This is a genomic window from Inquilinus sp. Marseille-Q2685 (assembly GCF_916619195.1).
GTDB lineage: Bacteria > Pseudomonadota > Alphaproteobacteria > DSM-16000 > Inquilinaceae > Inquilinus.
The window spans coordinates 159,958-182,628 of sequence record NZ_CAKAKL010000007.1 but is presented as its reverse complement, the minus strand read 5'-3'; the positions used below and the strand labels follow the sequence as shown (position 1 = coordinate 182,628).

Genomic DNA, 22,671 nt, shown 5'->3' with positions numbered 1-22,671 from the left:
GGTCCCGGCGGGTTCCTGCCGCGTGATCGTCCCGCAAATCCGCCTCTATGCCGATGGCCCTTTGCTGCCCTAATATCGTCGTACAATTTGCCTTTGAAGTGGGGCGCCGACGCAAAGCGCGGCGCTTGGAGGAAAGACAGACGATGGCCGGCCAAGACCGTTCGAGACCGTTGCGGTCCCAGCAGTGGTTCGACAACCCGGACGATCCGGGAATGACTGCCCTGTATATCGAGCGTTACCTGAATTTCGGGATCACGCGGGAGGAGCTCCAGTCCGGCAAGCCGATGATCGGCATCGCCCAGACCGGGTCGGACCTGTCGCCCTGCAACCGGCACCACCTCGAGCTGGCCAAGCGGGTCAGCGCCGGCATCCGCGCCGCCGGCGGCATCCCGTTCGAGTTCCCCTGCCACCCGATCCAGGAGACCGGCAAGCGCCCGTCGGCCACGCTCGACCGCAACCTGACCTATCTGGGGCTGGTCGAGCTGCTGTACGGCTATCCGCTGGACGGCGTCGTGCTGACCGTCGGCTGCGACAAGACCACCCCGGCGCTGCTGATGGGGGCCGCTACCGTCAACATCCCGGCCATCGCGCTGTCGGTCGGGCCGATGCTGAACGGCTGGCACAAGGGCGAGCGGGTCGGGTCCGGCACCATCGTCTGGCGGTCGCGCGAACGGCTGGCCACCGGCGAGATCGACTACAACGAGTTCATGAACATCGTCGCGGCCTCGGCCCCGTCGGTCGGCTACTGCAACACCATGGGCACGGCCTCGACCATGAACTCGCTGGCCGAGGCGCTGGGCATGCAGCTGCCCGGCTCGGCCGCCATCCCGGCGCCGTATCGGGAGCGCGGCCAGATCGCCTACGAGACCGGCCTGCGCATCGTCGAGATGGTCGAGCAGGACATCAAGCCGTCCGACATCATGACCCGGAAGGCGTTCGAGAACGCGATCGTCATCAACTCCGCCATCGGCGGGTCGACCAACGCGCCGATCCACCTCAACGCCATCGCCGCGCATCTCGGCGTGCCGCTGGACAATGACGATTGGGAGAAGGTCGGCCACGACATCCCGCTGCTGGTCAACCTGCAGCCGGCCGGCGAGTATCTCGGCGAGGACTACCACCAGGCGGGCGGCGTGCCCGCGGTGGTGGCGGAGCTGCTGAAGGCGGGCCTGCTGCCGCATCCCGATGCGGTCACGGTCAACGGCCGCGCCATCGGCGACAACTGCCGGAACGTCGAGAACCTGAACCCCGAGGTGATCCGCCCGGTCGACCGGCCGCTGAAGGCGAAGTCGGGCTTCCTGAATCTCAAGGGCAACCTGTTCGACAGCGCGATCATGAAGACCAGCGTGATCTCGCCGGAGTTCAGGGACCGCTACCTGTCGAACCCGCAGGACCCGGAGGCCTTCGTCGGCAAGGCCGTGGTCTTCGACGGGCCGGAGGACTACCACCACCGGATCGAGGACCCGTCGCTCGAGATCGACGAGTTCTCGATCCTGGTGATCCGCGGCACCGGGCCGATCGGCTATCCCGGCGCCGCCGAGGTGGTGAACATGCAGCCGCCGGCGCGGCTGATCCAGAAGGGCGTCCACGCCCTGCCCTGCATCGGCGACGGCCGGCAGTCCGGCACCTCGGGGTCGCCCTCGATCCTGAACGCCTCCCCCGAAGCCGCGGCCGGCGGCGGCCTGGCCCTGCTGCAGACCGGCGACAAGGTCCGGGTCGACCTGCGGCAGCGCAGCGTCAACGTCCTGGTCTCCGACGAGGAGCTGGCGCGCCGGCGGACCGCGCTGGAGGCCCAGGGCGGCTACAAGTACCCGGCCAGCCAGACCCCGTGGCAGGAGATCCAGCGCGGGATGACCGACCAGCTGGCCGAGGGCATGGCGCTCAAGCCGGCGCTGAAGTACCAGCGCGTCGCCCAGACCAAGGGCGTGCCGCGCAACAACCACTAGCTGCCGCCAGACACCGTCATTGCGAGGAGGCGAAGCCGACGAAGCAATCCAGGGCCAATGCGAGCGGCCCTGGATTGCTTCGCTGCGCTCGCAATGACGGGTTCGCGCGTATCAGATCGTCCGCACCAGGTCGTGGAACAGCCCGCCCATCCGTTCGGCCGTGCCCTTCGCGACCTCGAGGATATGCTCGTGGTCCAGATCGGCGCCCGGCAGGCCGGCGGCGAGGTTGGTGACCAGCGACAGGCCCAGAACCTCGGCGCCGAGATGGCGGGCGGCGATCGCCTCCAGCACCGTCGACATGCCGACCATGTCGCCGCCCCAGCGGCCGACCATCTGGATCTCGGCCGGCGTCTCGAACATCGGGCCGGGGAAGCCGACATAGACGCCTTCGGTCAGCGACGGGTCCAGCGCCTGCGCCGCCTGGCGCAGCCGGGGCGAGTAACAGCCGGTCAGGTCGACGAAGCGCGGCCCCAGCCGGTCGGGGTTCGGGCCGGACAGCGGCGACACGCCGGTGAAGTTGATGTGGTCGCGGATCAGCACCGGCTCGCCCGGCTTCATGCCCGGCCGCAGCCCGCCGCAGGCATTGGTCAGGCCCACGATCTTCGTGCCCGCCAGCACCATGCTGCGCACGCCGTGCACCCCCTTGGCCGGCGGGTGGCCCTCATAGAGATGCACTCGCCCCGCCATCACCAGGATGCGTCGGTCGCCGGCCTTGACGCTGCGGAACACGCCCCTGTGGCCCAGCACGGGGGTCGGCGGGAAGCCCGGGATCTCGGTGAAGGGCACCTCGGCCACGGTCTCGCCGACCTTGTCCACCGCCGGGCCCCAGCCGGAGCCGAGCACGATCGCGGCATGATGGTCGGGGCCGAGCCGGTCCTTCAGCGCCGCGGCGGCGGCTTCCGCCAGGACATAGGGGTCTTCCATTGCGGCGTCTCCTCTTCGGACGTTCAGGCCATGGCCCCGCGCCGGCGGCGCCCGCGGGCGATCACCAGCGCGACCAGGGTGATGACATAGGGTGCCATATCGGTGAGCTGGTTCGGCAGACCCCTGCCCTGCAGCCGCAGGCCGGCGGCGTCGGCGAAGCCGAACAGCAGGCAGGCCAGGGCGACGCCGACCGGATGGCCGCGACCCAGCATCACCGCCACCACCGCGATCCAGCCGCGCCCGGCGCTCATGTCCTCGGCGAACAGCGTGACGCTGCCGAGCGACAGCTGCGCCCCGGCCAGGCCGCACAGGGCGCCGCCGGCCAGCACCGCGGCGATGCGGGTGCGGGCGACGTCGGCGCCCAGCGTCTCCGCCGCGTCCGGCCGCTCGCCGACGCCGCGCAGCCGCAGGCCCCAGACGGTGCGGAACAGGAATACGGCGATCAGCGCCACCAGGATCCAGGCCGCCCAGGTCAGCACCGTATGGCTGCCGAAGACGCGGTTGAACCAGGGCACCGCGGCGATCCGCGGCAGCACCACGCGAGGCAGGTCCTGCATCGTCGGGTCGGTGAAGGTGCCGGAGACGCCGAACAGGATGCGCAGCAGGAAGGCGGTCAGGCCCGACGCCAGCAGGTTCAGGCCGATGCCGATGACGATCGGGTCGCCGCGGAACCAGGTCGAGCCGAAGGCCAGGATGGCGGAGAAGGCCATGGTGCCGACCAGCGCCACCGCCACGCCGCCGGCGACGCTGCCGGTGGCCCAGGTGCCGGCGATGGCGGCGAAGGCGCCGATCAGCATCTGGCCTTCCAGCGCGATGTTGAACACGCCGGCACGGTCGCACAGCACCCCAGCCAGCGCGGCCAGCAGGATCGGCGTCACCGCCTGGATCGTTTGGGCAAAGAGAACGGCGTTGAAGAGCGACAGCCAGTCCATCGCCGTCACCGCCTCCTGAAGCCGTGGCGCATGGCCAGCAGCAGGATGATCACCGCCTGCAGCACCAGGGTCAGCACCCGCGGCACCTCGGTCGCCCGCTCCATGGCGAAGCCGCCGGTCTGCAGCGCGGCGAAGAACAGCCCGGCGCAGACGGCGCCGACCGGCTCGCCCATCGCCAGGAGGGCCGCCATCAGCCCGGACCAGGTGTAGGCCGGCGACAGCAGGGCCCCGTCGGTGAAGCGGAACTGGTCGCCCAGCACCAGCATGGCGCCGACCAGCCCGGCGACGGCACCGCTGGCGAACAGCGTTCGTATGGTCTGGCGGCCGAGATCGACCCCGCCATAGGCGACGAAGCGCGGGTTCAGGCCGCGCAGCCGCAGCTCGTAGCCGGCGGTGCCGCGCCGGTCGACGAACACCACGGCGGCGATCACCAGCAGCAGCAGGACGAGGCCCCAGGTGATCGGCGTGCCCGGCACCAGCACCGGCAGCCTCGCCGCCTCCTCGACCCGGTAGGTCTCGGGCATGCCGGTCGACGGGTCGCGCAGCGGGAACCGCGCCAGGTATGAGGAGACGCCCTGGGCCGGGTAGCTGAGCAGCAGGGTCGAGATCAAGAGCGGCACGCCGAACCGCACCTCGCCCCAGGCGGCCAGCGCGGCATAGGCGCCGGAGACGACCATGGCGGCCAGGATCGCGGCGACCAACCGGACCGCGCCGGGCGCCGGCAGGTACAGCGCCACCAGCGCCGCCACCAGCCCGCCCAGCACCAGCTGGCCGTCGCCGCCGAGATTGACCATGCCGCCGCGCAGCGGGATGGCGGCGACCAGGGTCATGCCGACCAGCGGCACCGCCCGGGCGATGGTCTCCGCCAGGTTCGGCCCGGCCACGGCGCCGGCCAGGATCTCGCCATAGACCGCGACCGGGTCGTGCCCGGCGGCGAGCGTGATCAGGGCCCCGATGATCAAGCCACCGAGGATCGCCCAGAGCACGGAGGAGGTCGCGGCGCCGCGCAGGACAGAGGCGGCGGCGGTCATGGAATGCCCCGATGCAAGAAAGCCGACCCCGAGCGTCTCTCGCATTGCCTCTCCCGCTTGGCGGGAGAGGTCGGGCTCGCGTCAGCGAGACCGGGTGAGGGCTGGCCCAGGCCTCGACAAACTCCCCTCACCCGGAGCCGCTTCGCGCCTCCGACCTCTCCCGCAAGCGGGAGAGGCAATATGATGAAGCCGGCTCTCATGCCGCCTGCCCCGTCACCCCGGCCATCAGCAGGCCGAGGCTGGTCTCGGTGGCCTCGATGCCGGGCACCTCGGCGATCACCCGGCCTTCATACATCACCAGCACCCGGTCGGAGAGGGCGAGGATCTCGCTCAGCTCGGCCGAGACCAGAAGCACGGCGCAGCCGCGGTCGCGTTCCGCCACCAGCCGGGCGTGGATGAACTCGATGGCGCCGACATCGACGCCGCGGGTCGGCTGCTCGGCGATCAGCACCGGCGCCTCGTGGGCCAGCTCGCGCGCCACCACCACCTTCTGCAGGTTGCCGCCGGACAGGGTGCCGACGGCCGTCCCCTCGCCCGGAATCTTGATGCCGAAGCGGGCGATCAGGCCGCGCGCCCGGTCCCGCATCGCCGCGGGATCCAGCACGCCGCGGCGCGACAGCGGCGGCCGGCGGTGGAAGCCGATGGACAGATTGTCGGCGGCGCTGGCGCGCAGCGCCGTGCCGGTATGGGCGCGATCCTCCGGCACATAGGCGATACCGGCGGCGCGTCGGCCGGCGACCCCGGCGGCGGTGACGTCGCGGCCGTCGACCCGGATCGCCTCGGCATCGGCGGCCCGGAGCCCGGCCAGGATCTCGATCAGCTCGGTCTGGCCGTTGCCGGCGACGCCGGCGATGCCGACGATCTCGCCCGCCCGCACGGTGAAGGACACGCCGTCGACCGCAGGCCGGCCGGGCGCCGCCAGGGTGAGGCCCTCGACCTCGAGCAGCGGCCGGCCCGGCTGCGCCGGCGCCTTGTCGACCTTCAGCGAGACCTTGCGGCCGGTCATCGCCCGGATGATCGCCTGCGGGTCGGTCCCGGCCGTCGCCATGCGGTCGGCCACGCGGCCGTCGCGCAGCACGGTGATGCGGTCGGTCACCGCCATCACCTCGTGGATCTTGTGGGTGACGAACAGGATGGTGCGCCCGTCCGCCGCCAGGCCGCGCATCACCTGGAACAGCCCGTCGCGCTCGCCCGGGGTCAGCACCGCCGTCGGCTCGTCCAGGATCAGGATGCGGGCGTCGCGGTACAGCGCCTTCAGGATCTCGATCCGCTGCTTGACGCCGACCGGCAGGGCGCCGACCCGGGCGTCGGGGTCGATCGGCAGGCCGTGGCGCCGCGCCAGCTCCGCCACCTTGCGGCGGGCGGCGGCGCGGGCGATGAACGGCCCCCGCCGCGGCTCGGCCCGGTAGGCCACGTTCTCCCAGACCGTCAGGCTGTCGAACAGCTTGAAGGCCTGATGCACCATGCCGAGCCCGGCGGCGATGGCGTCGATCGGCGAGCGGAACGGACGCTTCCGGCCGGCGATCACGATCTCGCCCTCGTCCGGCTGCACCAGCCCGTAGAGGATGCCCATCAGGGTCGACTTGCCGGCCCCGTTCTCGCCCATCACCGCATGGATCTCGCCGGCCTCGACCGACAGGTCGATCCGGTCGTTGGCCAGCACGCCGGGGTAGCGCTTGACGATGCCGCGCATCTCCAGAAACGGCACGGCACCGCCTCCGGTTACTGGCCGGCCGTCAGCGGATCGGTCACCGTCACCGTGCCGGCGGCGATGGCGTCGCGCAGCTCCCGCACCTTGGCGATGACGTCGGGATGCTCGGCGATCAGGCACTTCGAGTTGGCGACGTCGTCGCCGAGGCCGGTCAGGGTGATGCCGCCCTCCTTCACGCCATAGGAGGTCAGCGGCGCCTGGGTGCCGGCCAGGATGCCCTTCACCGCCTCGACCAGGGCGACGTCGACCTTCTTCTCGATGTTGTCCAGCACCACGCCCGGCGCCAGCGGGCACTGGTTGACGTCGACGCCGAAGGTCAGGGTGCCCGGCGTCGCCTCCGCCGCCTTGAAGATGCCGCCATTGCCGCCGGAGGTGGCGGCCAGCACCCGGTCGGCGCCCTCGCTGATCAGCGACACCGCCTGCTGCTGCGCCCGCACCGGGTCGGAGAACGGGTTGTCGCCGCCGACCCAGACCGTCGGGCTGACCACGATCTCGTCGTTCACCGCCTTGGCGCCGGCGGCGAAGCCGTCGGTGAAGCGGTGCAGGAACGGGATGTCGAGCGCGCCGACCGCGCCGATGGTGCCGCTTTCGGTCGTCAGCGCGGCCTCGGCGCCGGCCAGATACGCGCCCTCATGCTCGCGGAACACGGCGCAGTAGACGTTCGGCATCGGCTTCTGGATGCACTGGTCGACGATCAGGAACTTGATATCCGGGAACTTGGCCGCCGCATCCGGCACGATGTCGCCGAACTCGAAGCCGATCACGATCACCACCGCCGCGCCCTCGCGCGCCGCCGCCTCGACGTTCTGGCGGCGGGTGGCGGGGTCGGTGCTCTCATAGATCCTGGCCTCGCCGCCGATCGCGGCCGCCGCCGCCTCCGCCCCCTTCTTGCCGAGCTTCAGGAAGTCGTTCACCCCGAGCGGGTCGGGCGAGATGAAGACCAGCTTGCTGCCCGCCGCCTGGGCCGGCAGCGCGGCGCCGAGGACGGGGGCCGCCGCCGTGATCGAACCGATGAGATGCCGCGGCCGTGCCTGGTTGCGCATGATCTTCCCCATGTCCCCTCGCGATCGCCGGCACGCCCCGACCCGCCGGCGGCGGTCTGCGGACCGCCGATGCCGAAGGTCCACCTTTGGCGGCTGCCGTTCGATTCGTCAATGCGCAGCGGACGGCCTGCGACTCGGGACCATTCCGCTGGACAGCGTGATGAAATTGCAATTTACTAAAATTGTATTTATTCGAATTGCCTTCCGCCTCCGACGCAAATCCGGCTCTAATCGGCGGAGGACCGGCGCCAAGCCGGGCCATTCGTCCGACCGGGAGATACGGGATCCATGAGCGGCAGATCTTCGACCACCCGGCCGCCTCCCGATACGGAGCGGGCCCCGTCGCTTGCTGGAGCCGCCGCTTCGCCCCGATGACCGGTTTCCCCGCCTCCCCTTTGATCGCGCTGGAACGCGACGCCCTGCAGGCCCTGGTCGACGGCGATCCGATCGAGGCCATCCTGCGCGACGTGGCCCGAGCGGTGGGCCGGCTGCACGGCCCCTCCTGCCCCGAGGCCGGTGTCGCCTTCCTGCGGCTCGACGAAAGCGGCGCCAGCCTGTCCCTACTGGCGCAGAGCGGCCTGCAGGAACCCGTTCTGGATGCGCTGGGAACAATCCGCGTCGGCCCCGCCGGTCCGCCGCCGGGCGTCGCCGTCTTCACCAACGCGCCGGCCGCCGGCCCCCTCTGCCGGACGGAGGACGCCGGGGAGGTGCTGGCCGAGCCGCTGACCGACGACGACGGTCGGATCGCCGGCGCCCTGGTGCTCGCCGGCCTGTCTCCGGACGGGATGCCGGGCGCGCTGCGGCAGACCGTCGGCCGGCTGTTCGCCATGGCGCTGCGGCGCGACCGGCGCGACCGCGACGTGCAGGACCTGATCTACCGCGACCCGCTGACCGGCCTGCCCAACCGCCGCTGCTTCGAGGAGCGGCTGGCCGAAACCTTCGCCCGCGGGGTCGATGCCGCCTCTCCGGTCTCGGTCCTGTTCATGGACCTGGACGAGTTCAAGAAGGTCAACGATACCCTGGGCCACGAGGTGGGCGACCTGCTGCTGGCCATCGTCGGCAGCCGGCTGCGCCGGGCCCTGTCGGCCGAGGCTTTCGTCGCCCGGCTGGGCGGCGACGAGTTCGCCGCCATCGTCACCGCGGATGCCGGCGCGGCCGCGGCCGCCGCAGGGCGGATCGCCAAGGCGCTGAGGGAGCCGGCGATGCTGCGCGGCTACCGGCTGCCGATCTATTGCAGCATCGGCATCGCCACCTGCCCCGACCATGAATCCGACCCCGCCCTGCTGAAGCGCCTGGCCGACATGGCGATGTACTACGCCAAGCAATCCGCCACCGGCATCGCCTCGGCCGCCACGCCGGAGGTGCGACGGGCCATGTCGATCTCGGCGGTGGAGTTCGACATCCCGGCGGCGCTGCAGTCGGACCAGATCGGGCTGGTGTTCCAGCCGCGGGTCAAGCTCGTCAGCGGGCAGGTGACCGGGTTCGAGGCGCTGGCCCGCTGGAACCATCCGACCCTCGGCGTGCTGTCGCCGAGCCACTTCATCCCCTGGGTCGAACGCCGCCCCGATCTGGCCCTGAGATACACCGAGTGGCTGCTGCGTTCGCTGGCCGACACGCTGATCCGGCTGCCGCGGGATGCGCTGGTGCCGATCTCGATCAACATCCCGGTCGCGGTGATGCAGTCCGACGCCGTGTTCACCGGCATGCTCGACCGCATGACCGAGGCGGGGCTGCCGCTGAGCCTGCTGCGGATCGAGATCGTCGAACGCGCCCTGACCCGGATGCCGGCCGAGGTCGAGGCGGTGGTGGAGCGCATGGTCGGGCTCGGTATCACCTTCGAGCTCGACGATTTCGGCAGCGGCGAGGCCAATTTGGCGGCGCTGTCGCGGCTGCCCTTCTCCGCCATCAAGATCGCCGGCGAGATCGTGCAGACCCTGGCGACCGAACCCCGCTGCGAAAGGCTGATCGACGGCATCGCCCGCTTCGCCGAGACCTTCGGCGTCTCGCTCTGCGCCGAGCATGTCGAGAGTCAGGCGCAATACGACATCCTGCGGCGGCTGGGCGTCGAGCAGGGCCAGGGCTATCTGTTCGGTCAGCCCGTGCCCGCCGGCGATCTGGCGGCCGCGGTGCGCGCGGTTCACCGCGGCACATAGCGCGGGAACCCGATCGATGGTAACGTTCACATCGCCCACCGGGAACGATTTGTCGTCGCATTGATTATCTGGAATTCGTCGCCGGCCGGGACGGCCGGCCTCAGCCTGGGCAGGGATGCCAACCTCGGATAGCGGAGCAGCAGCGGGAAATGCGACATGTCGGAAGCCGCCGACCTCACCCTCGGGGAAGGCATCCATCGTGACCCGGCCGGCACCATGGCTTTGAGCAGGCGCGCCGCCCCGATGAAGATCCTTCTTGTCGACGACGACGAGCTGTTCCTGGAATTCGCCTCGGCCATGCTGAGCGCCGACGGCGCCGCCGTCGAGACCTGCGCCAGCGCCGCCGAGGCCATGGCCGCGCTCCATCTCGACGACGAGGCCAAGCCGGCGCGGGATTTCGACGCCGTGCTGATCGACATCGTCATGCCCGAGGTCTCGGGCACCGAACTGTGCTCGCTGATCCGCGGGCATGGCGGCTACAGCGACCTGCCGGTGATCATGATCAGCGCCACCCGCGACATGAGCCTGATCGACCAGGCGCTGACCGCCGGCGGCTCCTCCTATATCCAGAAGCCGATCCAGGCCGCGACCTTCGCCGCGGAGATCCGGCAGAAGATCGCGGAGGCGCGGAGCTGACCAGGGAGACAGCCGGGAAACGGCATCGCCTCTATCCGTCGAACCGGGCCGATGCCCTATAGGTCCCGAGGAGGGCCTGCCACCATTCGCCGTGCCGCTGCAGGAACACCGCGTCCGGGAAGCGGTGCCGGGCGACATGGTCCTGGGGCACGCTGTCCCAGCCGCGATGCTCGACGGTCACGCGGGTCTGGTCGTCCACCGGCTCGAACCGGACCTCGACCTCGGTGGCTTGGCCGGGCGCGAAGCTGGCCTGCCGCCAGGAGAAGACCAGGCGGCTGCCCGGCTCCCACACCCGGATCCGGCCGATCTCGAAGATCCGCCCGTCCGGATAGGTCTCGGTGAACCGGCCGTCGAGCCCGGCCTCGAACTGCAACGTCCCGGCTGGGCCAGGGCTGAACTGGAACAACGCATTCGGCTTCCACCACAGGCCGATGTCCCGGACGAAGGCGGTGAAGGCCCGCTCCGGCGGCGCCGCGACGCGCAGCGAGACGAGGATGCGCGAACTCATTCCGGTCGCTCCAGATGTGCCTTGAACGCGGCGAGCTGGTCGACCCACAACCGCTCGGTCTCGGCCAGCCATGCTTTCAGATCGGCCATCGGTTCCGGCCTCAGGCTGTAGATGCGGACACGGGCATCGAAGTCCGGATGCGCCTCCTCGACCAGCCCGCCCGCCTTCAGCGTGCGCAGATGCCGGCTCAGCGCCGGCGGGTTGAGCCCCAGCGCCTCCGCCAGTTCCCCCGCCCGCCGCGGCCGCTCGCGCAGCAGCTCGACCAGCCGCCGGCGATGAGGGTCGGCGAGGGCCGCCAGCGTCTGGTCGAGGACCGTCCGGTCGAGGGCGGCAGCGGCCCTCACATCCAGCCTTCGATCTTCAGCCCAGAGGCCTGCTCCGCCTCCTCCCGCGAGACCTGGCGGACGGTCTGGCCGAAGGTCCAGAGATGGCCCTCCGGGTCGCGCGCGCGATAGGTGCGGTCGCCATAGAACTGGTCGGACGGCTCCTGCAGGATCACCGCGCCGGCCGCCCTGGCCCGGGCGCAATGCTCGTCGATCCCATGATCCAGGTGGACGTGGATCGCCTGCGTGTTCTTGCCGCCGATCGAGGCCGGGCTGGCGACGGACTCCGTCCATTCGGAGCCGACATAGATCAGCCCGTCGCCGAACCGCATCTCGGAATGGGCGAGATTCCCGTCCTGGTCGGTGATCACCATGGCGCGCTCGAAGCCGAAGGCCTTCTCCAGCCAGTCGAGGGCGGCCTTGGGGTCCTTGTAGAACACGCCCGATGTCAGCGCCGGGCGGGAAGCAGGATCAGCCATGCTCACCTCCTTCACTCGATATGAAATATTTAACGATAGAGAGAAATATCGAGTCAAGCCTGATCCGAGAGGATGGGCAGGCCGGGCGCCTGGGCGGACCCGGCCTGCAACGTCCGTCGGCTACTTGATCGCCTGCGCCTTCTCGGCGAAGCGCGGATCCCAGGTCTTCGACAGGTCGACCTCGGCGTCCTTCAGCTCCGGGCTGAAGCGGTGCAGGATGTCGAGCGCGGTCTGCATCCCCTCCGCCCCGATCAGCCCGTCGCGGGAATACATCGGCAGCGAGGCCTTCACCGCCGCGACATAGAGGTCGCGGTCGCCCAGCAGGTATTCCTCCGGCACCACCGCGGCCACATCCTCCGGCTTGGCGGTGGCCAGCCAGCGCAGCGACTTCATGAAGGCGTTGACCAGCGCCTGCGCCGTCTCCGGATTCTCCTCGATGAAGTCTTCCTTTGCGTAGAGCACGGCGGCCGGCACCGGGCCGCCGAACACCGCCTTCACCCCCTCCTCCGTCCGCGTGTCGACCAGGACGGTGGCGGCGCCGCTGGACTGCAGCTTCGAGATCACCGGGTCGAGATTGGCCATCGCGTCGATCTCGCCATGCTGCATCGCCGCCACGGCGCTGGGGCCGCCGCCGACCGAAACGAAGGACACGTCCTCCGGCGTCAGCCCTTCCTTGGCCAGGAGCGAGTTGACGAAGAAGTTGGTCGAGGAGCCGGGCGCGGTGACGCCGATCTTGCGGCCCTTGAGATCGGCCACCGACTTGATCTCGCCGGCCAGGGACTGGCGCACCACCAGCACGATGCCGGGGAAGCGGCCGAGCTCGACCAGCGCCCGGATGTCCTGGCCCTTGGCCTGCATCAGGATGGTGTGCTCATAAGCGCCGGTGGTGACGTCGGTCGACCCGCCCATCATCGCCTGCAGGCTCTTGGCGCCGCCGGCGAAGTCGCTGATCTCGACCTCCAGCCCCTCCTCCTGGAAGAAGCCCTTCTTCTCGGCGATGGTCAGCGGCAGGTAGTACAGCAGCGGCTTGCCGCCGACGCCGATGGTGACATGCGTCTTCTCCGGCGCCGCCACGGCCGGCACGGCCAGTGCCAACCCGAGGACCAGCGCCATTCCGCGCAGCAGGGTCTTCATCCGTTTCCTCCTATCCCTGGGCCGAGGCTGCGGCCGCGCTGTCGGGCCGCCACACCAGGAGCCGTCGTTCGATCACCGAGACGAAAGCATCGATCGCCACCACGAAGGCCGCCAGCACCAGCATGCCCGAGAACACACCGACCACGTCGAACACGCCTTCGGCCTGGGCGATGCGGTAGCCGAGCCCGGCGGTGGCGCCGAGATATTCGCCGACCACGGCGCCGACCAGGGCAAAGCCGACCGAGGTGTGCAGGCTTGAGAACACCCAGGACAGCGCCGAGGGCAAATAGACATGGCGCAGCAGCTGCCGGTCGTTCATCCCCAGCATGCGGGCATTGGCCAGCACGGTCGGGCTGACCTCGCGCACGCCCTGGTAGACGTTGAAGAACACGATGAAGAACACCAGCGTGACGCCGAGCGCCACCTTCGACCAGATGCCGAGGCCGAACCACAGCGCGAAGATCGGCGCCAGCACCACCCGGGGCAGCGCGTTGGCGGCCTTGATGTAGGGGTCGAACACCGCCGCGGCCATGGCCCGCCGGGCGAACCAGAAGCCGAGCGCCACGCCGCCGAGCGCGCCGATGGCGAAAGCCAGCACCGTCTCCAGCAGGGTGACGCCGAGATGGCGCCAGATCACGCCCGAGGCGAAGTCCTTCCAGGTCCGCTCGATCACGCCGAGCGGCGTGGCGAAGAAGAACGGGTCGAGGATCCTGGTCGCCGTCAGCACGTGCCAAGCCAGAAGGCAGAACACGGCGACCGCGATCTGCCAGAACAGGATGCGGCCGCGCTCAGACGACATCGCCATAGGCCTTCATCACCTCGTCCTTGAGCGCCGCCCAGATCGCACGGTGCAGCGCCACGAATTCGGGGTCGTGCCGGGATTCCGCCAGCTCGCGCGGCCGGGCCAGCCCGACCCGGTGGTCGGCGATGATCCGCGCCTGCGGCCCGGCCGACAGCACCACCACCCGGTCGGCCAGCGCGATCGCCTCCTCCAAATCGTGGGTCACGAACAGCACCGCCTTGCGCTCGGCCGACCACAGCGACAGCAGCAGGTCGCCCATCACGATCCGGGTCTGGGCGTCGAGCGGGCCGAAGGGTTCGTCCATCAGCAGCAGCTTCGGCTCCAGGATCAGCATCTGGGCCAGGGCGACGCGCTTCTTCTGGCCGCCGGACAGCTGGTGCGGATAGCGGTCGCCCATCGACGCCAGCCCGACCCTGGCCAGCCAGGCTTGCGCCCGGTCCCGCGCCTCGGCCGCCGCCACGCCGCGCACCAGGAGGCCCACGGCGACGTTGTCGCGCGCGGTCTTCCACGGCATCAGGGAGTCGGCCTGGAACAGGTAGCCGGCATCACGGTTCAGCCCCTGCAGCGCCCGGCCGAACACGGTGCAGCCGCCGGAGGCCGCCGGCACCAGCCCGGCGGCGACGTTCAGCAGGGTCGACTTGCCGCAGCCGGTCGGGCCGACGATGGCGGTGAACTCGCCGTCCGCCACCACCAGGTCGGTCTCACCCAGCGCGACATAGCGCCCGCCGCCCTTCAGCGGATAGGCGACGGAGATTCCGGAAAACGCGATGGCCGGCGGGACGTCTCCGCCGCGCGCAGCCTCGGCGACTCTCTGCACTCCTGGCTTCCCCCGGATGATCGGCCCTGGGCCTCTTGGGACTCGGGCGGCAAGTCTGTCCCAGATCCGGCCCGGCTTTCCAGTCAAACGCGCTCGACAATCGCGATTTGTCCGATCAATTTGGGGCGTCCCACCCGACCCGACACGGACCGACGATGAAAGCGATCCTCTGCGAGAAGCCCGAGACCCTGCGCCTGATCGACCGGCCGGAGCCGCAGCGCCGCCCGGGCGAGGTGCTGGTGCGGATCCGCCGGGTCGGCATCTGCGGCACCGACTATCACATCTACAAGGGCAACCAGCCTTACTTCGAGTATCCGCGGGTGATCGGCCACGAGCTCGGCGCCGAGGTGGTGGAGGCCGATGCCGGCAGCGCATTCCGCCCGGGCCAGGTCGTCGCCATCCAGCCCTATCTGCATTGCGGCACCTGCGGCGCCTGCCGGCGCGGCCGCACCAATTGCTGCAAGACCCTGTCGGTGCTGGGCGTGCATCGCGACGGCGGCCTGTGCGAATTCCTGTCGGTGCCGGAGCAGAACGTCGTGCCGGCCGAGGGGCTGAGCCTGGACCAGGCGGCCATGGTGGAGTTCCTGGCGATCGGCGCGCACGGTATCCGCCGCGGCGCGCCGGCGGCCGGCGACCGGGTGCTGGTGGTCGGCGCCGGGCCGATCGGCATCGCCGCGACCATCTTCGCCAAGCTGCGCGGCGCCCATGTCAGCGTGCTGGACCTCAATCCGGGCCGCCTCGCCTTCAGCCGCGACGTGCTGAAGGCCGATGCGGTGTTCGAGGGCGGTGGCGATATCGACGACCGGCTGAAGCAGGCGACGGACGGCGAGTTCTTCGACCTGGTGGTCGACGCCACCGGCAGCTCGGCGGCGATGCGCAAGGGCTTCTCCTATGTCGCCCATGCCGGCGCCTATGTGCTGCTGAGCATCGTCCTCGGCGAGATCGGCTTTTCCGACCCCGAGTTCCACAAGCGCGAGACCACCCTCTTGGCCAGCCGCAACGCCACGCGCGAGGATTTCGAGCATGTGCTGGCCTCGATGCGCGCCGGGCACGTGCCGACGGAGGCCCTGGCGAGCCACCGCGGCGGCCTCGCCGAGGTGCCGGCGCTGGTGCCGGGCTGGAGCCGCCCGGAGGGCGGGGTGATCAAGGCGCTGGTCGAGGTCTGATCCGGCGGTCCCTCTAGCCGAACCGCACCATCGCCACGTTTGCGTGGGCTGCGGCCGGCGGCGCCGAGACCACCACCCGCTTTTCCTCCATGGCGATGACATGTCCGAGCCCGCGGCGGATCTCCTCCGCCTCGCGGCCGGTCAGCGGCGTGACCGGCATGGGCCCGGAGAAAACCGCCGCCCGGCGCTCGGGCGGCAGCTCGAGATAATTCAGCGCGGAAATGGCGCCTTCCGGCGTGCCGCGACGCAGGAAGTCATACCCACGGCGCAGAAAATGAACCTCCCAATGGTCGAGCCCGACATCGAGCTTCTGCAAATACCGTTCCGCCAATGAAGCTGAAAAGAGATCGTAATAACTGGACGTTCCCCGACACATGCGACCGCCCTCGGCTGAACCGGCTCACCCCCCGGCAGACGCCATCATTGGCGGCGACCGTGAATTGTTCGTGAACCCTGATGCGGACAGGACGGCTGCTGTGTCTCGCCAACCTGCCGGCACCACAGGCCGAGGGTGGCGGTCAGGCCGCCGTGGCCGTCATGACGCCGGCCTGCGACCCGCGCTTCCGGGTGCGGCGCAGGCGGAGCCGGATGGTTCCGGCATCGCCGCCGTCCTGCCGCGCGACGCGAAGCGCATAGAGAAGGCCGGCCTGCGCCTGGAAGGTCAGCGGCCCGTCCCCGGGCCGGTGCTGCAGCGTCGCCAGGACCCGCCGGCCGAGCGGCGGGGCGGGACGGCGCACCAGCACCGAGACGTCGATCGCGGCGCCGTTGCGGTCGATCGCATCGACCTCGATCTCCACCGGTCCCCGGCCGAGATACTGCGGGCCGGTGACGCAATCGGCGCCGCTGCGATGCGGCTTCAGCTCCTGCCAGTCGGCCCATAGGCGCCGCGTCAGCATCTCGGCCTCGCGCCACAGCCGGGCTCTGGTCTCGGCGAATCCCCGCACCTCCGGCCGGACCTTGGGCACGGCGTCGTCCTTCCGCAGCACCGCCAGGTTGGCGACGTTGATCGTGCCGCGTCGCCAGGCGACCACCGCGTGCAGTTGTCCGTCGGCGGCGGCGCAGCCGAAATCCTCGAGCGACTCCAGGCTCGGCTTGTTGAAGTGGTGCTCCCGGACCGTGCAGTCGAACACCGGCTGCGGCCGCAGCTTCGAGGCATGCAGCAGATCGACGAAGTGTTCCGGGTGGAAGTAGTAATTATTGGGAATCCGATGGCTTTCGTTGCCGTAGGACACCACGGTGGTGAAGGCGTAGACGCCGCCAGGCTTCAGCACGCGGTGCACCTCGTCGAGATGCCGGATGAAATCCGCATCCTCGCCGATATGCTCGAACGACCCGGTCGACCAGGCGAAGTCGAAGCTGTCGTCCGGGAATTCGATCTGCCGCATGTCCATGCGCGTCGCCCGGATCCGGCCCTCCGGCACCGGCCAAGGCGCATGCGCCATCACCAGGTCCTGCGGATTGTCGGTTCGCACCCCGACCCAGCGGCTGTCGGCCTGGTACAGGTCGGTGACGTCGACATGGGCCACCTGGTCGGCAATGGCGAAGATCAGGCGCTCGGTGCCGGCGCCGAGCGCCAGCCCCCGCGCCCCGTCATGCAGCTTTCCGGCCCGGTGCAGGGCCAGGAAAATCATCGCGAATTCCCAGGTCCGGCGCGACACCCCGGGCGTCACCTTCAGGTGATGACGTACCACATGATCCACGGCCGGATCGAACCAGTCATAGATATCGCTGACCTTCTGCAGATTGTCGATTCGAGTATCGGGAATACTATCGATGGCAGTCATCTGTCCGCGCTCTCCCTCGCTTCTGGAATGACAGCCCCCTTGAAGCGAATGAGAGAGGCTTATGTTCCCTTTGAGCAAAAAGACTCCACAGGACTGTAACCTCCAAAGATTTCCCTGGATTTTATACTTATCCGATCAAGGCGTCATCGGCGGTTCCTTTTCGGCCGGGCGGAACGGCCGGGTGCGCAGGTCGAGCCGCCGCTTCAGCCGCCGGATCTCCTCCTGCAGCCGTGCATTCTCGCTGCGCAGCTGCCGCATTCGCGAATCCGCCGCTGCGAGCCGGTCGGTCAGCGGATCCATCGATTGCGCCCGGACCGGCCGCGACACCCGGGACGGCGCCAGCAGGTCCGACCAGGTCAAGCCGCTGCCGCGCACCAGCCGGTCCGCCGCCAGGGCCGCGGCCGCCCGCTCCCCATCGTGGTCGGAGCCCAGCATCCCCAGGATCCGGATCAGCCGCGTCAGATCGCCCCTGCGCATCCCGTCGATCTCCCTGTCGCCTCACGCCCCTGAAATGGCAGCCGTGTCCGCAGCGGCAAGCCCGCGCCCCGCCGGATCTGGCCTGCGGCTTCTCGGCTGGTCGGCCGCGGCCGGATTTGCTATGGTCCGATCATAGCAAAGGCAGCGGGCCGCACCGGGACACCGGCGCGGCCCGTTTCGTTTCGCGGCGGCTGCGGGATCGCTTGCAGCGAGTCGGTCCTGCCCGCACCATGGCGGCCGGGAAATGCCGGACGGGATACCGATGAGCGAGACGCGCCGCCGCCTGGAGACCGCGAAGACCCGGCCGCGGGCGCCGGAATCGGATTCGGCCGACCTGCCGGTCGACCCCGAGCAGCAGCAGCAGATCCGCATCGCCTGGGCCTATTTCGTCGAGGGCCTGACCCAGGCCGAGATCGCCGAGCGCCTGGGGCTGACCCGCCTGAGGGTCAACCGCATCCTGCAGATCTGCCGCGAGGCGGGGGTGATCCAGATCCGCATCCAATCCCCCCTCGCCTCCTGCGTGGCGCTGGAGCGGGCGTTGATCCGCCGCTACGGGCTGCGCGACGCCGTGGTGGTGCCGACCCCGCGCGACGAGGACAAGATCCGCGCCGCCATCGGCGTCGCCCTCGGCGGCTATGTCGAGAACGCCGTGCATGACGGCATGCTGGTCGGCATCGGCTGGGGCCTGACGTTGCGCCTCGGCCTGCAGTCGATCCGACGGCGGCGGATGACCGACCTGTCCGTGGTCTCGCTGATCGGCAGCATGACCCGCGGCTCGGGCGAGAACACCTTCGAGATCGTCTCGCGCTTCGCCGACCTGCACGACGCCGAGCGTTTCTACCTGGCCGCCCCGGTCTATGCCGACGACGAGGCCCAGCGCGACGGCCTTCTGGCCCGCGGCGTGCTGCGCGAGATCTACGACAAGGCGAAGTCGGCCGACCTGGCGCTGGTCAGCGTCGGCAACGTCTCCGACCAGAACCTGATGCTGGCGCTGGGCGTGGTCGACCGCGAGGTCGCGGCGCTGCGGGCGGCCGGCGCCGTCGGCGACGTGCTGGGCACCTGGCTGGATGCCGAAGGCCGGCCGGTCGACCACCCGCTGAACCGGCGCATGGTGGCGCTGTCGCTGGACGACCTGGCCCGGATCCCGACCGTCGTCCTGGCCTCCGGCGGCAGCTACAAATTCGAGATCATCCGCGCCGCGCTGCGCCGCCGCTGCGTCAACGTCCTGATCACCGACGAGACGCTGGCGGAACGGCTTGCGGAAGACGGCGAAGGCTGAGATGACTGGGCTCCGCACCGGCACCCGGCTCGGGTGCCTTCTCCGGATGGCGGGCTGAGATCATGGATTTCCAGGGCAAGCACTTCCTCTCGACGCGCGAGCTGACGCTCGACTCGCTCGCCGCGGTGTTCCGCGTCGCCGACCTGCTGGCCCCGGTGGCCCAGGGCCGCGCCACCACGCGGGTGCTGGAGGGGGCGGTGCTGGGCAGCCTGTTCTTCGAGGCGTCGACCCGCACCCGGCTAAGCTTCGAGGCCGCCTTCCAGCGCCTGGGCGGCGCGATCGTCAACACCACCGGCTTCACCTTCTCCTCGATCGCCAAGGGCGAGTCGATCTACGACACCGCCCGGGTGGTCGCGGGCTATGTCGACACGGTGGTGATGCGCCACCCGGAGGAGCGGGCGATCCATGAATTCGCCGCCGCCACCCACATCCCGGTGATCAACGGCGGCAACGGCGCCGGCGAGCATCCGACCCAGGCGCTGCTGGACATCTATACGATCGAGAAGGAGTTCGCGCGCATCGGCCGGCCGGTCGACGGCGCCCGCATCGCCCTGGTCGGCGACCTGAAATACGGCCGCACCGTGCATTCCCTGATCCACATCCTGTCGCTGTACCAGGGCCTGACGCTGAGTCTGGTCTCGCCCGAGCCGCTGCGCATGCCGGCCGAGCTGGTGGAGCACGCCCGCAGCCGCGGGCATACGGTCGAGGAGCACGACGAGGTGCCGCGCGGCGTCGCCAAGGCCGACCTGATCTATGCGACCCGGGTGCAGAAGGAGCGCTTCGCCGAAGGCGAGCTGTCGGCCGACTACGCGCCGGACTTCCAGATCAGCCTCGGCATCCTGAACGCCCATGGTCTGCCGCACACGGTGGTGATGCACCCGCTGCCGCGCGACAGCCGGCCGGGCGCCAACGACCTGGCGCAGGACCTGAACACCGATCCGCGCCTGGCGATCTTCCGCCAGACCGACAACGGCGTGCCGGTGCGCATGGCGCTGTTCGCCCTGACCCTCGGGGTCGCCGACGGCATCGAGAAGACCTTCCAGCCGGCCCGCTGGTGGCGGCCGGAGCGGATCGGCCCGGACGACGCCGAGTTCTACAGGCCGGGGAAGGTTTGACGCAGGCCTTGTTGCATCGCGGATCGATGATATATGATGTCGATATCATATATGTGACATGGCCGCCATGCGCACCCTTATCGACATCCCGGTAGAGCAGCTTGAGGAGCTGACGGAGATCAGCGCCCGGGAGAACACGTCCCGGGCAGCCATTATCCGTGAGGCAATCACCAGCTATCTCGCGAAGCGACGCAAGGCCGGCGCCAAGGATGCCTTCGGCCTCTGGCGTCGTGAGGGCCAGGACATCGTGGACGGCGTCGACTACCAGAAGGCCCTGCGCGGCGAATGGTGAGCGCCGTCTTCGACACCAACATCCTGATCGATTACCTGAACGGCATCGCTGACGCTCGGGACGAATTGGACCGGTATGCGGACAAGGCGATCAGCGTCGTGACGTGGATGGAGGTGATGGTTGGAACCTCGCCGGCGACAGAGCAGACGACCAGAAGCTTCCTTCGGGGTTTCAGCCTGATTGAGTTGGATGACGGCGTCGCCGAAGAGGCGGTAGCGCTCCGGAAGGCGCATCGCATCAAGCTGCCAGATGCCATCGTCTGGGCATCCGCCCGCCGCCGCCCGGCCCTGCTGGTGACCCGCAACAGCAAGGACTTTCCGGCAGGCGATCCCGGCATCCGCATGCCCTATTCGGTCTAACGCCGCTTACTTCACCGCACCCATCGTGAGCCCGCGTACCAGCTGGCGCGACACGATCAGGGCGAAGACGATCACGGGCAGCACGATCAGCGTGCCGGTGGCCATGATCTGCCCCCAGGGCAGGTCGTAGCCGCTCATGAAGCTGGTCGCCGCCACCGGCGCGGTGCGGCTGGCGCTGCGCGTCAGGACAAGGGCGTAGAGCAGCTCGTTCCAGGAGAAGATGAAGGAGAAGATCGCCGAGACGGCGACGCCTGGCGCCGCCAGCGGCAGGGCGATGCGCCAGAACACGGTGAAGCGCGAGGCGCCGTCGATCCGGGCCGCGTCGTCCAGGTCGCGCGGGATGCCGCGGAACTGGTCGGCGCAGATCCAGACCACAATCGGCAGGTTGAAGGTCAGGTACAAGAGGATCAGCACCAGATGGGTGTCGATCAGGTTCAGGTTGCGGGCCAGGAGGAAGATCGGCAGGGCCAGCACGATCGGGCTGACCATGCGGTTGGTGATGAACCAGAACCACAGGTCGGACTTGCCGCGGAACTCGAACCGCGCCAGGGCATAGGCCGCGGGCGTGCCGAGCAGGATCGCCAGCGCCGTGGTCGAGACCGCGACGATGATCGAGTTCAAGAGGCTGGGGCCGACATCCTTGGGGCCCAGCACCGTGCGGTAGTGGTCCAGCGTCGGCTCGAACAGCCAGGCCGGCGGCGAGGCCAGTGCCACCGCCTGGTCCTTCAGGCTGGTCGTCACCATCCAGTAGAACGGGAAGACGCAGACGAGCGCGATCGCGATCAGGGCGATCGCATGCCAGGGCGAGACCCGGATGCGGGCCTTGGCCGGCCGAGCCTCCGCCCGCGCCGCTGCTGTCGAGGCGACCATCACTCGACCTCCTGGTAGACGAGGCGGATATACATTCGCGACAGCACGATGGTGAGGACCAGCAGCAGGATCGCCTGGGCCGAGGCGACGCCCTGGTCGAAGACCCGGAAGCCGATGCGCTGGATGGTGATCGAGATCAGCTCGGTCGCAGCACCCGGCCCGCCGCGGGTCAGGGTGAAGATCATGTCGAACAGCTTCAGCGTGTCGGCCGTGCGCAGGATCAGGACGGCGGTGATGCCCGGCAGCAGGAAAGGCAGCTGGACATGGCGCAGGATGTGGCGGAAGCGCCTGGTCTCCAGCCGCGCCGCCTCCTCGATCTCCGGCGGCACCATGGTCAGCCCGGCCAGCAGCACCAGGGCGCAGAACGGCGTCCACTGCCAGATGTCCATCAGCGCGATCGAGACGAAGGCGAAGGTCGGATCGCCCAGCCATTCGACCGGGCCGATCCCGACCAGGCCGAGGAACCAGTTCACCACGCCGAAGTCGCGGTTGAAGATCAGCCGGCCGATCAGCCCGACCACCGCATAGGTGGTGGCCATCGGGATGACCAGGCTGAGCCGGGCCAGCGTCTTCAGCAGCGGCAGCCCCGGCTTGTGCAGCAGGAGGGCGATGCCGAGGCCAAGCAGCAGCTCCGCCGGCAGCACGATGACAAGGAACAGCAGGGTGCGGCCGAGCGCGTCCCAGAAGGTCGGGTCGGTCAGCACCGACAGGTAGTTGCCGAGGCCGACGAAGGGCGTCCCCTCGCGCGGGATCTTCGGCAGGATCACCTGGTGCAGCGAGTTCCACAGCGCGTAGAGCGTCGGGAAGATGCCGATCGCGAACAGGGCGATCACGGCCGGGGCGAGGAACCAGACCGGGGTCCAGCGGCTGTCGAGACGGTGCGCCATGGG

The 22,671-nt window shown here is 69.7% G+C and carries 24 protein-coding genes; 8 read left to right on the top strand and 16 right to left on the bottom strand.

Annotated features, from left to right (window positions below; genetic code table 11):
- The first annotated feature begins 143 nt into the window (after window positions 1-143).
- Window positions 144-1,946, top strand: coding sequence for an IlvD/Edd family dehydratase (locus LG391_RS26650; protein WP_225771085.1), 1,803 nt, complete (start codon window positions 144-146; stop codon window positions 1,944-1,946).
- Window positions 1,947-2,057: 111 nt separating this feature from the next.
- On the opposite strand, the gene LG391_RS26645 is transcribed toward LG391_RS26650, so the two are convergent.
- From LG391_RS26645 to LG391_RS26625, 5 genes are all read right to left on the bottom strand, one after another.
- On the bottom strand, window positions 2,058-2,870 hold the full coding sequence (locus LG391_RS26645; protein WP_225771084.1) for a purine-nucleoside phosphorylase: 813 nt from the start codon (window positions 2,868-2,870) through the stop codon (window positions 2,058-2,060).
- Between the two features lie 23 nt (window positions 2,871-2,893).
- Window positions 2,894-3,802, bottom strand: coding sequence for an ABC transporter permease (locus LG391_RS26640; protein ID WP_225771083.1), 909 nt, complete (start codon window positions 3,800-3,802; stop codon window positions 2,894-2,896).
- 5 nt (window positions 3,803-3,807) lie between these two features.
- Window positions 3,808-4,833, bottom strand: coding sequence for an ABC transporter permease (locus LG391_RS26635; protein WP_225771082.1), 1,026 nt, complete (start codon window positions 4,831-4,833; stop codon window positions 3,808-3,810).
- A 196-nt stretch (window positions 4,834-5,029) separates the two neighbouring features.
- Window positions 5,030-6,541, bottom strand: a complete 1,512-nt coding sequence (locus tag LG391_RS26630) for an ABC transporter ATP-binding protein (RefSeq protein WP_225771081.1) — start codon at window positions 6,539-6,541, stop codon at window positions 5,030-5,032.
- A gap of 14 nt (window positions 6,542-6,555) precedes the next feature.
- A complete protein-coding gene (locus LG391_RS26625; RefSeq protein WP_225771080.1) occupies window positions 6,556-7,599 on the bottom strand; it encodes a BMP family ABC transporter substrate-binding protein in 1,044 nt (347 codons plus the stop codon).
- A gap of 359 nt (window positions 7,600-7,958) precedes the next feature.
- Here LG391_RS26625 and LG391_RS26620 point away from each other — a divergent pair, with 359 nt between their 5' ends.
- Together LG391_RS26620 and LG391_RS26615 are read left to right on the top strand one after the other, a co-directional pair.
- Window positions 7,959-9,740: a bifunctional diguanylate cyclase/phosphodiesterase gene (locus LG391_RS26620; RefSeq protein WP_225771079.1), complete on the top strand. Its 1,782-nt coding sequence runs from the start codon at window positions 7,959-7,961 to the stop codon at window positions 9,738-9,740.
- A 156-nt stretch (window positions 9,741-9,896) separates the two neighbouring features.
- Window positions 9,897-10,376 carry a response regulator gene (locus LG391_RS26615; RefSeq protein ID WP_225771078.1) on the top strand — a complete coding sequence of 160 codons (480 nt, stop codon included), beginning with the start codon at window positions 9,897-9,899 and terminating at the stop codon, window positions 10,374-10,376.
- A 31-nt stretch (window positions 10,377-10,407) separates the two neighbouring features.
- Here the strand turns inward: LG391_RS26615 and LG391_RS26610 are convergent, their stop codons facing one another.
- The 6 genes from LG391_RS26610 to LG391_RS26585 form a co-directional block, all read right to left on the bottom strand.
- Window positions 10,408-10,884: an SRPBCC family protein gene (locus LG391_RS26610; RefSeq protein WP_225771077.1), complete on the bottom strand. Its 477-nt coding sequence runs from the start codon at window positions 10,882-10,884 to the stop codon at window positions 10,408-10,410.
- Window positions 10,881-11,228: a helix-turn-helix transcriptional regulator gene (locus LG391_RS26605; RefSeq protein WP_225771076.1), complete on the bottom strand. Its 348-nt coding sequence runs from the start codon at window positions 11,226-11,228 to the stop codon at window positions 10,881-10,883. The genes LG391_RS26610 and LG391_RS26605 overlap by 4 nt, the downstream gene beginning before the upstream one ends.
- Window positions 11,225-11,686 (bottom strand): VOC family protein, encoded by a 462-nt coding sequence (locus LG391_RS26600; RefSeq protein WP_225771075.1) that lies wholly within the window; start codon window positions 11,684-11,686, stop codon window positions 11,225-11,227. The genes LG391_RS26605 and LG391_RS26600 overlap by 4 nt, the downstream gene beginning before the upstream one ends.
- Window positions 11,687-11,806: 120 nt before the next feature.
- Window positions 11,807-12,820, bottom strand: coding sequence for an ABC transporter substrate-binding protein (locus LG391_RS26595; protein ID WP_225771074.1), 1,014 nt, complete (start codon window positions 12,818-12,820; stop codon window positions 11,807-11,809).
- 10 nt (window positions 12,821-12,830) lie between these two features.
- Window positions 12,831-13,625 (bottom strand): ABC transporter permease, encoded by a 795-nt coding sequence (locus tag LG391_RS26590; protein WP_225771073.1) that lies wholly within the window; start codon window positions 13,623-13,625, stop codon window positions 12,831-12,833.
- Window positions 13,609-14,439: an ABC transporter ATP-binding protein gene (locus LG391_RS26585; RefSeq protein WP_225771072.1), complete on the bottom strand. Its 831-nt coding sequence runs from the start codon at window positions 14,437-14,439 to the stop codon at window positions 13,609-13,611. The genes LG391_RS26590 and LG391_RS26585 overlap by 17 nt, the downstream gene beginning before the upstream one ends.
- 155 nt (window positions 14,440-14,594) lie before the next feature.
- Here LG391_RS26585 and LG391_RS26580 point away from each other — a divergent pair, with 155 nt between their 5' ends.
- On the top strand, window positions 14,595-15,605 hold the full coding sequence (locus tag LG391_RS26580; protein WP_225771071.1) for a zinc-binding alcohol dehydrogenase family protein: 1,011 nt from the start codon (window positions 14,595-14,597) through the stop codon (window positions 15,603-15,605).
- Between the two features lie 13 nt (window positions 15,606-15,618).
- Here LG391_RS26580 and LG391_RS26575 read toward each other — a convergent pair whose 3' ends face one another.
- From LG391_RS26575 to LG391_RS26565, 3 genes are all read right to left on the bottom strand, one after another.
- Entirely contained in the window at window positions 15,619-15,921 is a 303-nt protein-coding gene (locus LG391_RS26575) for a hypothetical protein (protein ID WP_225771070.1), read from the bottom strand.
- Between the two features lie 202 nt (window positions 15,922-16,123).
- Entirely contained in the window at window positions 16,124-17,389 is a 1,266-nt protein-coding gene (locus LG391_RS26570; protein WP_225771069.1) for a class I SAM-dependent methyltransferase, read from the bottom strand.
- A 135-nt stretch (window positions 17,390-17,524) separates the two neighbouring features.
- Window positions 17,525-17,866, bottom strand: a complete 342-nt coding sequence (locus LG391_RS26565; RefSeq protein WP_225771068.1) for a hypothetical protein — start codon at window positions 17,864-17,866, stop codon at window positions 17,525-17,527.
- A gap of 262 nt (window positions 17,867-18,128) precedes the next feature.
- On the opposite strand from LG391_RS26565, the gene LG391_RS26560 reads away from it, so the two are divergent.
- The 4 genes from LG391_RS26560 to LG391_RS26545 all read left to right on the top strand — a co-directional run bounded on the left by LG391_RS26560 (window position 18,129) and on the right by LG391_RS26545 (window position 20,911).
- On the top strand, window positions 18,129-19,145 hold the full coding sequence (locus LG391_RS26560; RefSeq protein ID WP_225771067.1) for a sugar-binding transcriptional regulator: 1,017 nt from the start codon (window positions 18,129-18,131) through the stop codon (window positions 19,143-19,145).
- A 62-nt stretch (window positions 19,146-19,207) separates the two neighbouring features.
- A complete protein-coding gene (gene pyrB / locus LG391_RS26555) occupies window positions 19,208-20,260 on the top strand; it encodes an aspartate carbamoyltransferase (RefSeq protein ID WP_225771066.1) in 1,053 nt (350 codons plus the stop codon).
- Window positions 20,261-20,318: 58 nt separating this feature from the next.
- Window positions 20,319-20,552, top strand: coding sequence for a ribbon-helix-helix protein, CopG family (locus tag LG391_RS26550; protein ID WP_225771065.1), 234 nt, complete (start codon window positions 20,319-20,321; stop codon window positions 20,550-20,552).
- Window positions 20,546-20,911: a type II toxin-antitoxin system VapC family toxin gene (locus LG391_RS26545; RefSeq protein ID WP_225771064.1), complete on the top strand. Its 366-nt coding sequence runs from the start codon at window positions 20,546-20,548 to the stop codon at window positions 20,909-20,911. The genes LG391_RS26550 and LG391_RS26545 overlap by 7 nt, the downstream gene beginning before the upstream one ends.
- A gap of 6 nt (window positions 20,912-20,917) precedes the next feature.
- Here the strand turns inward: LG391_RS26545 and LG391_RS26540 are convergent, their stop codons facing one another.
- Both LG391_RS26540 and LG391_RS26535 read right to left on the bottom strand, forming a co-directional pair.
- Window positions 20,918-21,781 carry a carbohydrate ABC transporter permease gene (locus tag LG391_RS26540; protein WP_225771063.1) on the bottom strand — a complete coding sequence of 288 codons (864 nt, stop codon included), beginning with the start codon at window positions 21,779-21,781 and terminating at the stop codon, window positions 20,918-20,920.
- Entirely contained in the window at window positions 21,781-22,668 is an 888-nt protein-coding gene (locus LG391_RS26535; RefSeq protein ID WP_225771062.1) for a carbohydrate ABC transporter permease, read from the bottom strand. The genes LG391_RS26540 and LG391_RS26535 overlap by 1 nt, the downstream gene beginning before the upstream one ends.
- Window positions 22,669-22,671: the final 3 nt, after the last annotated feature.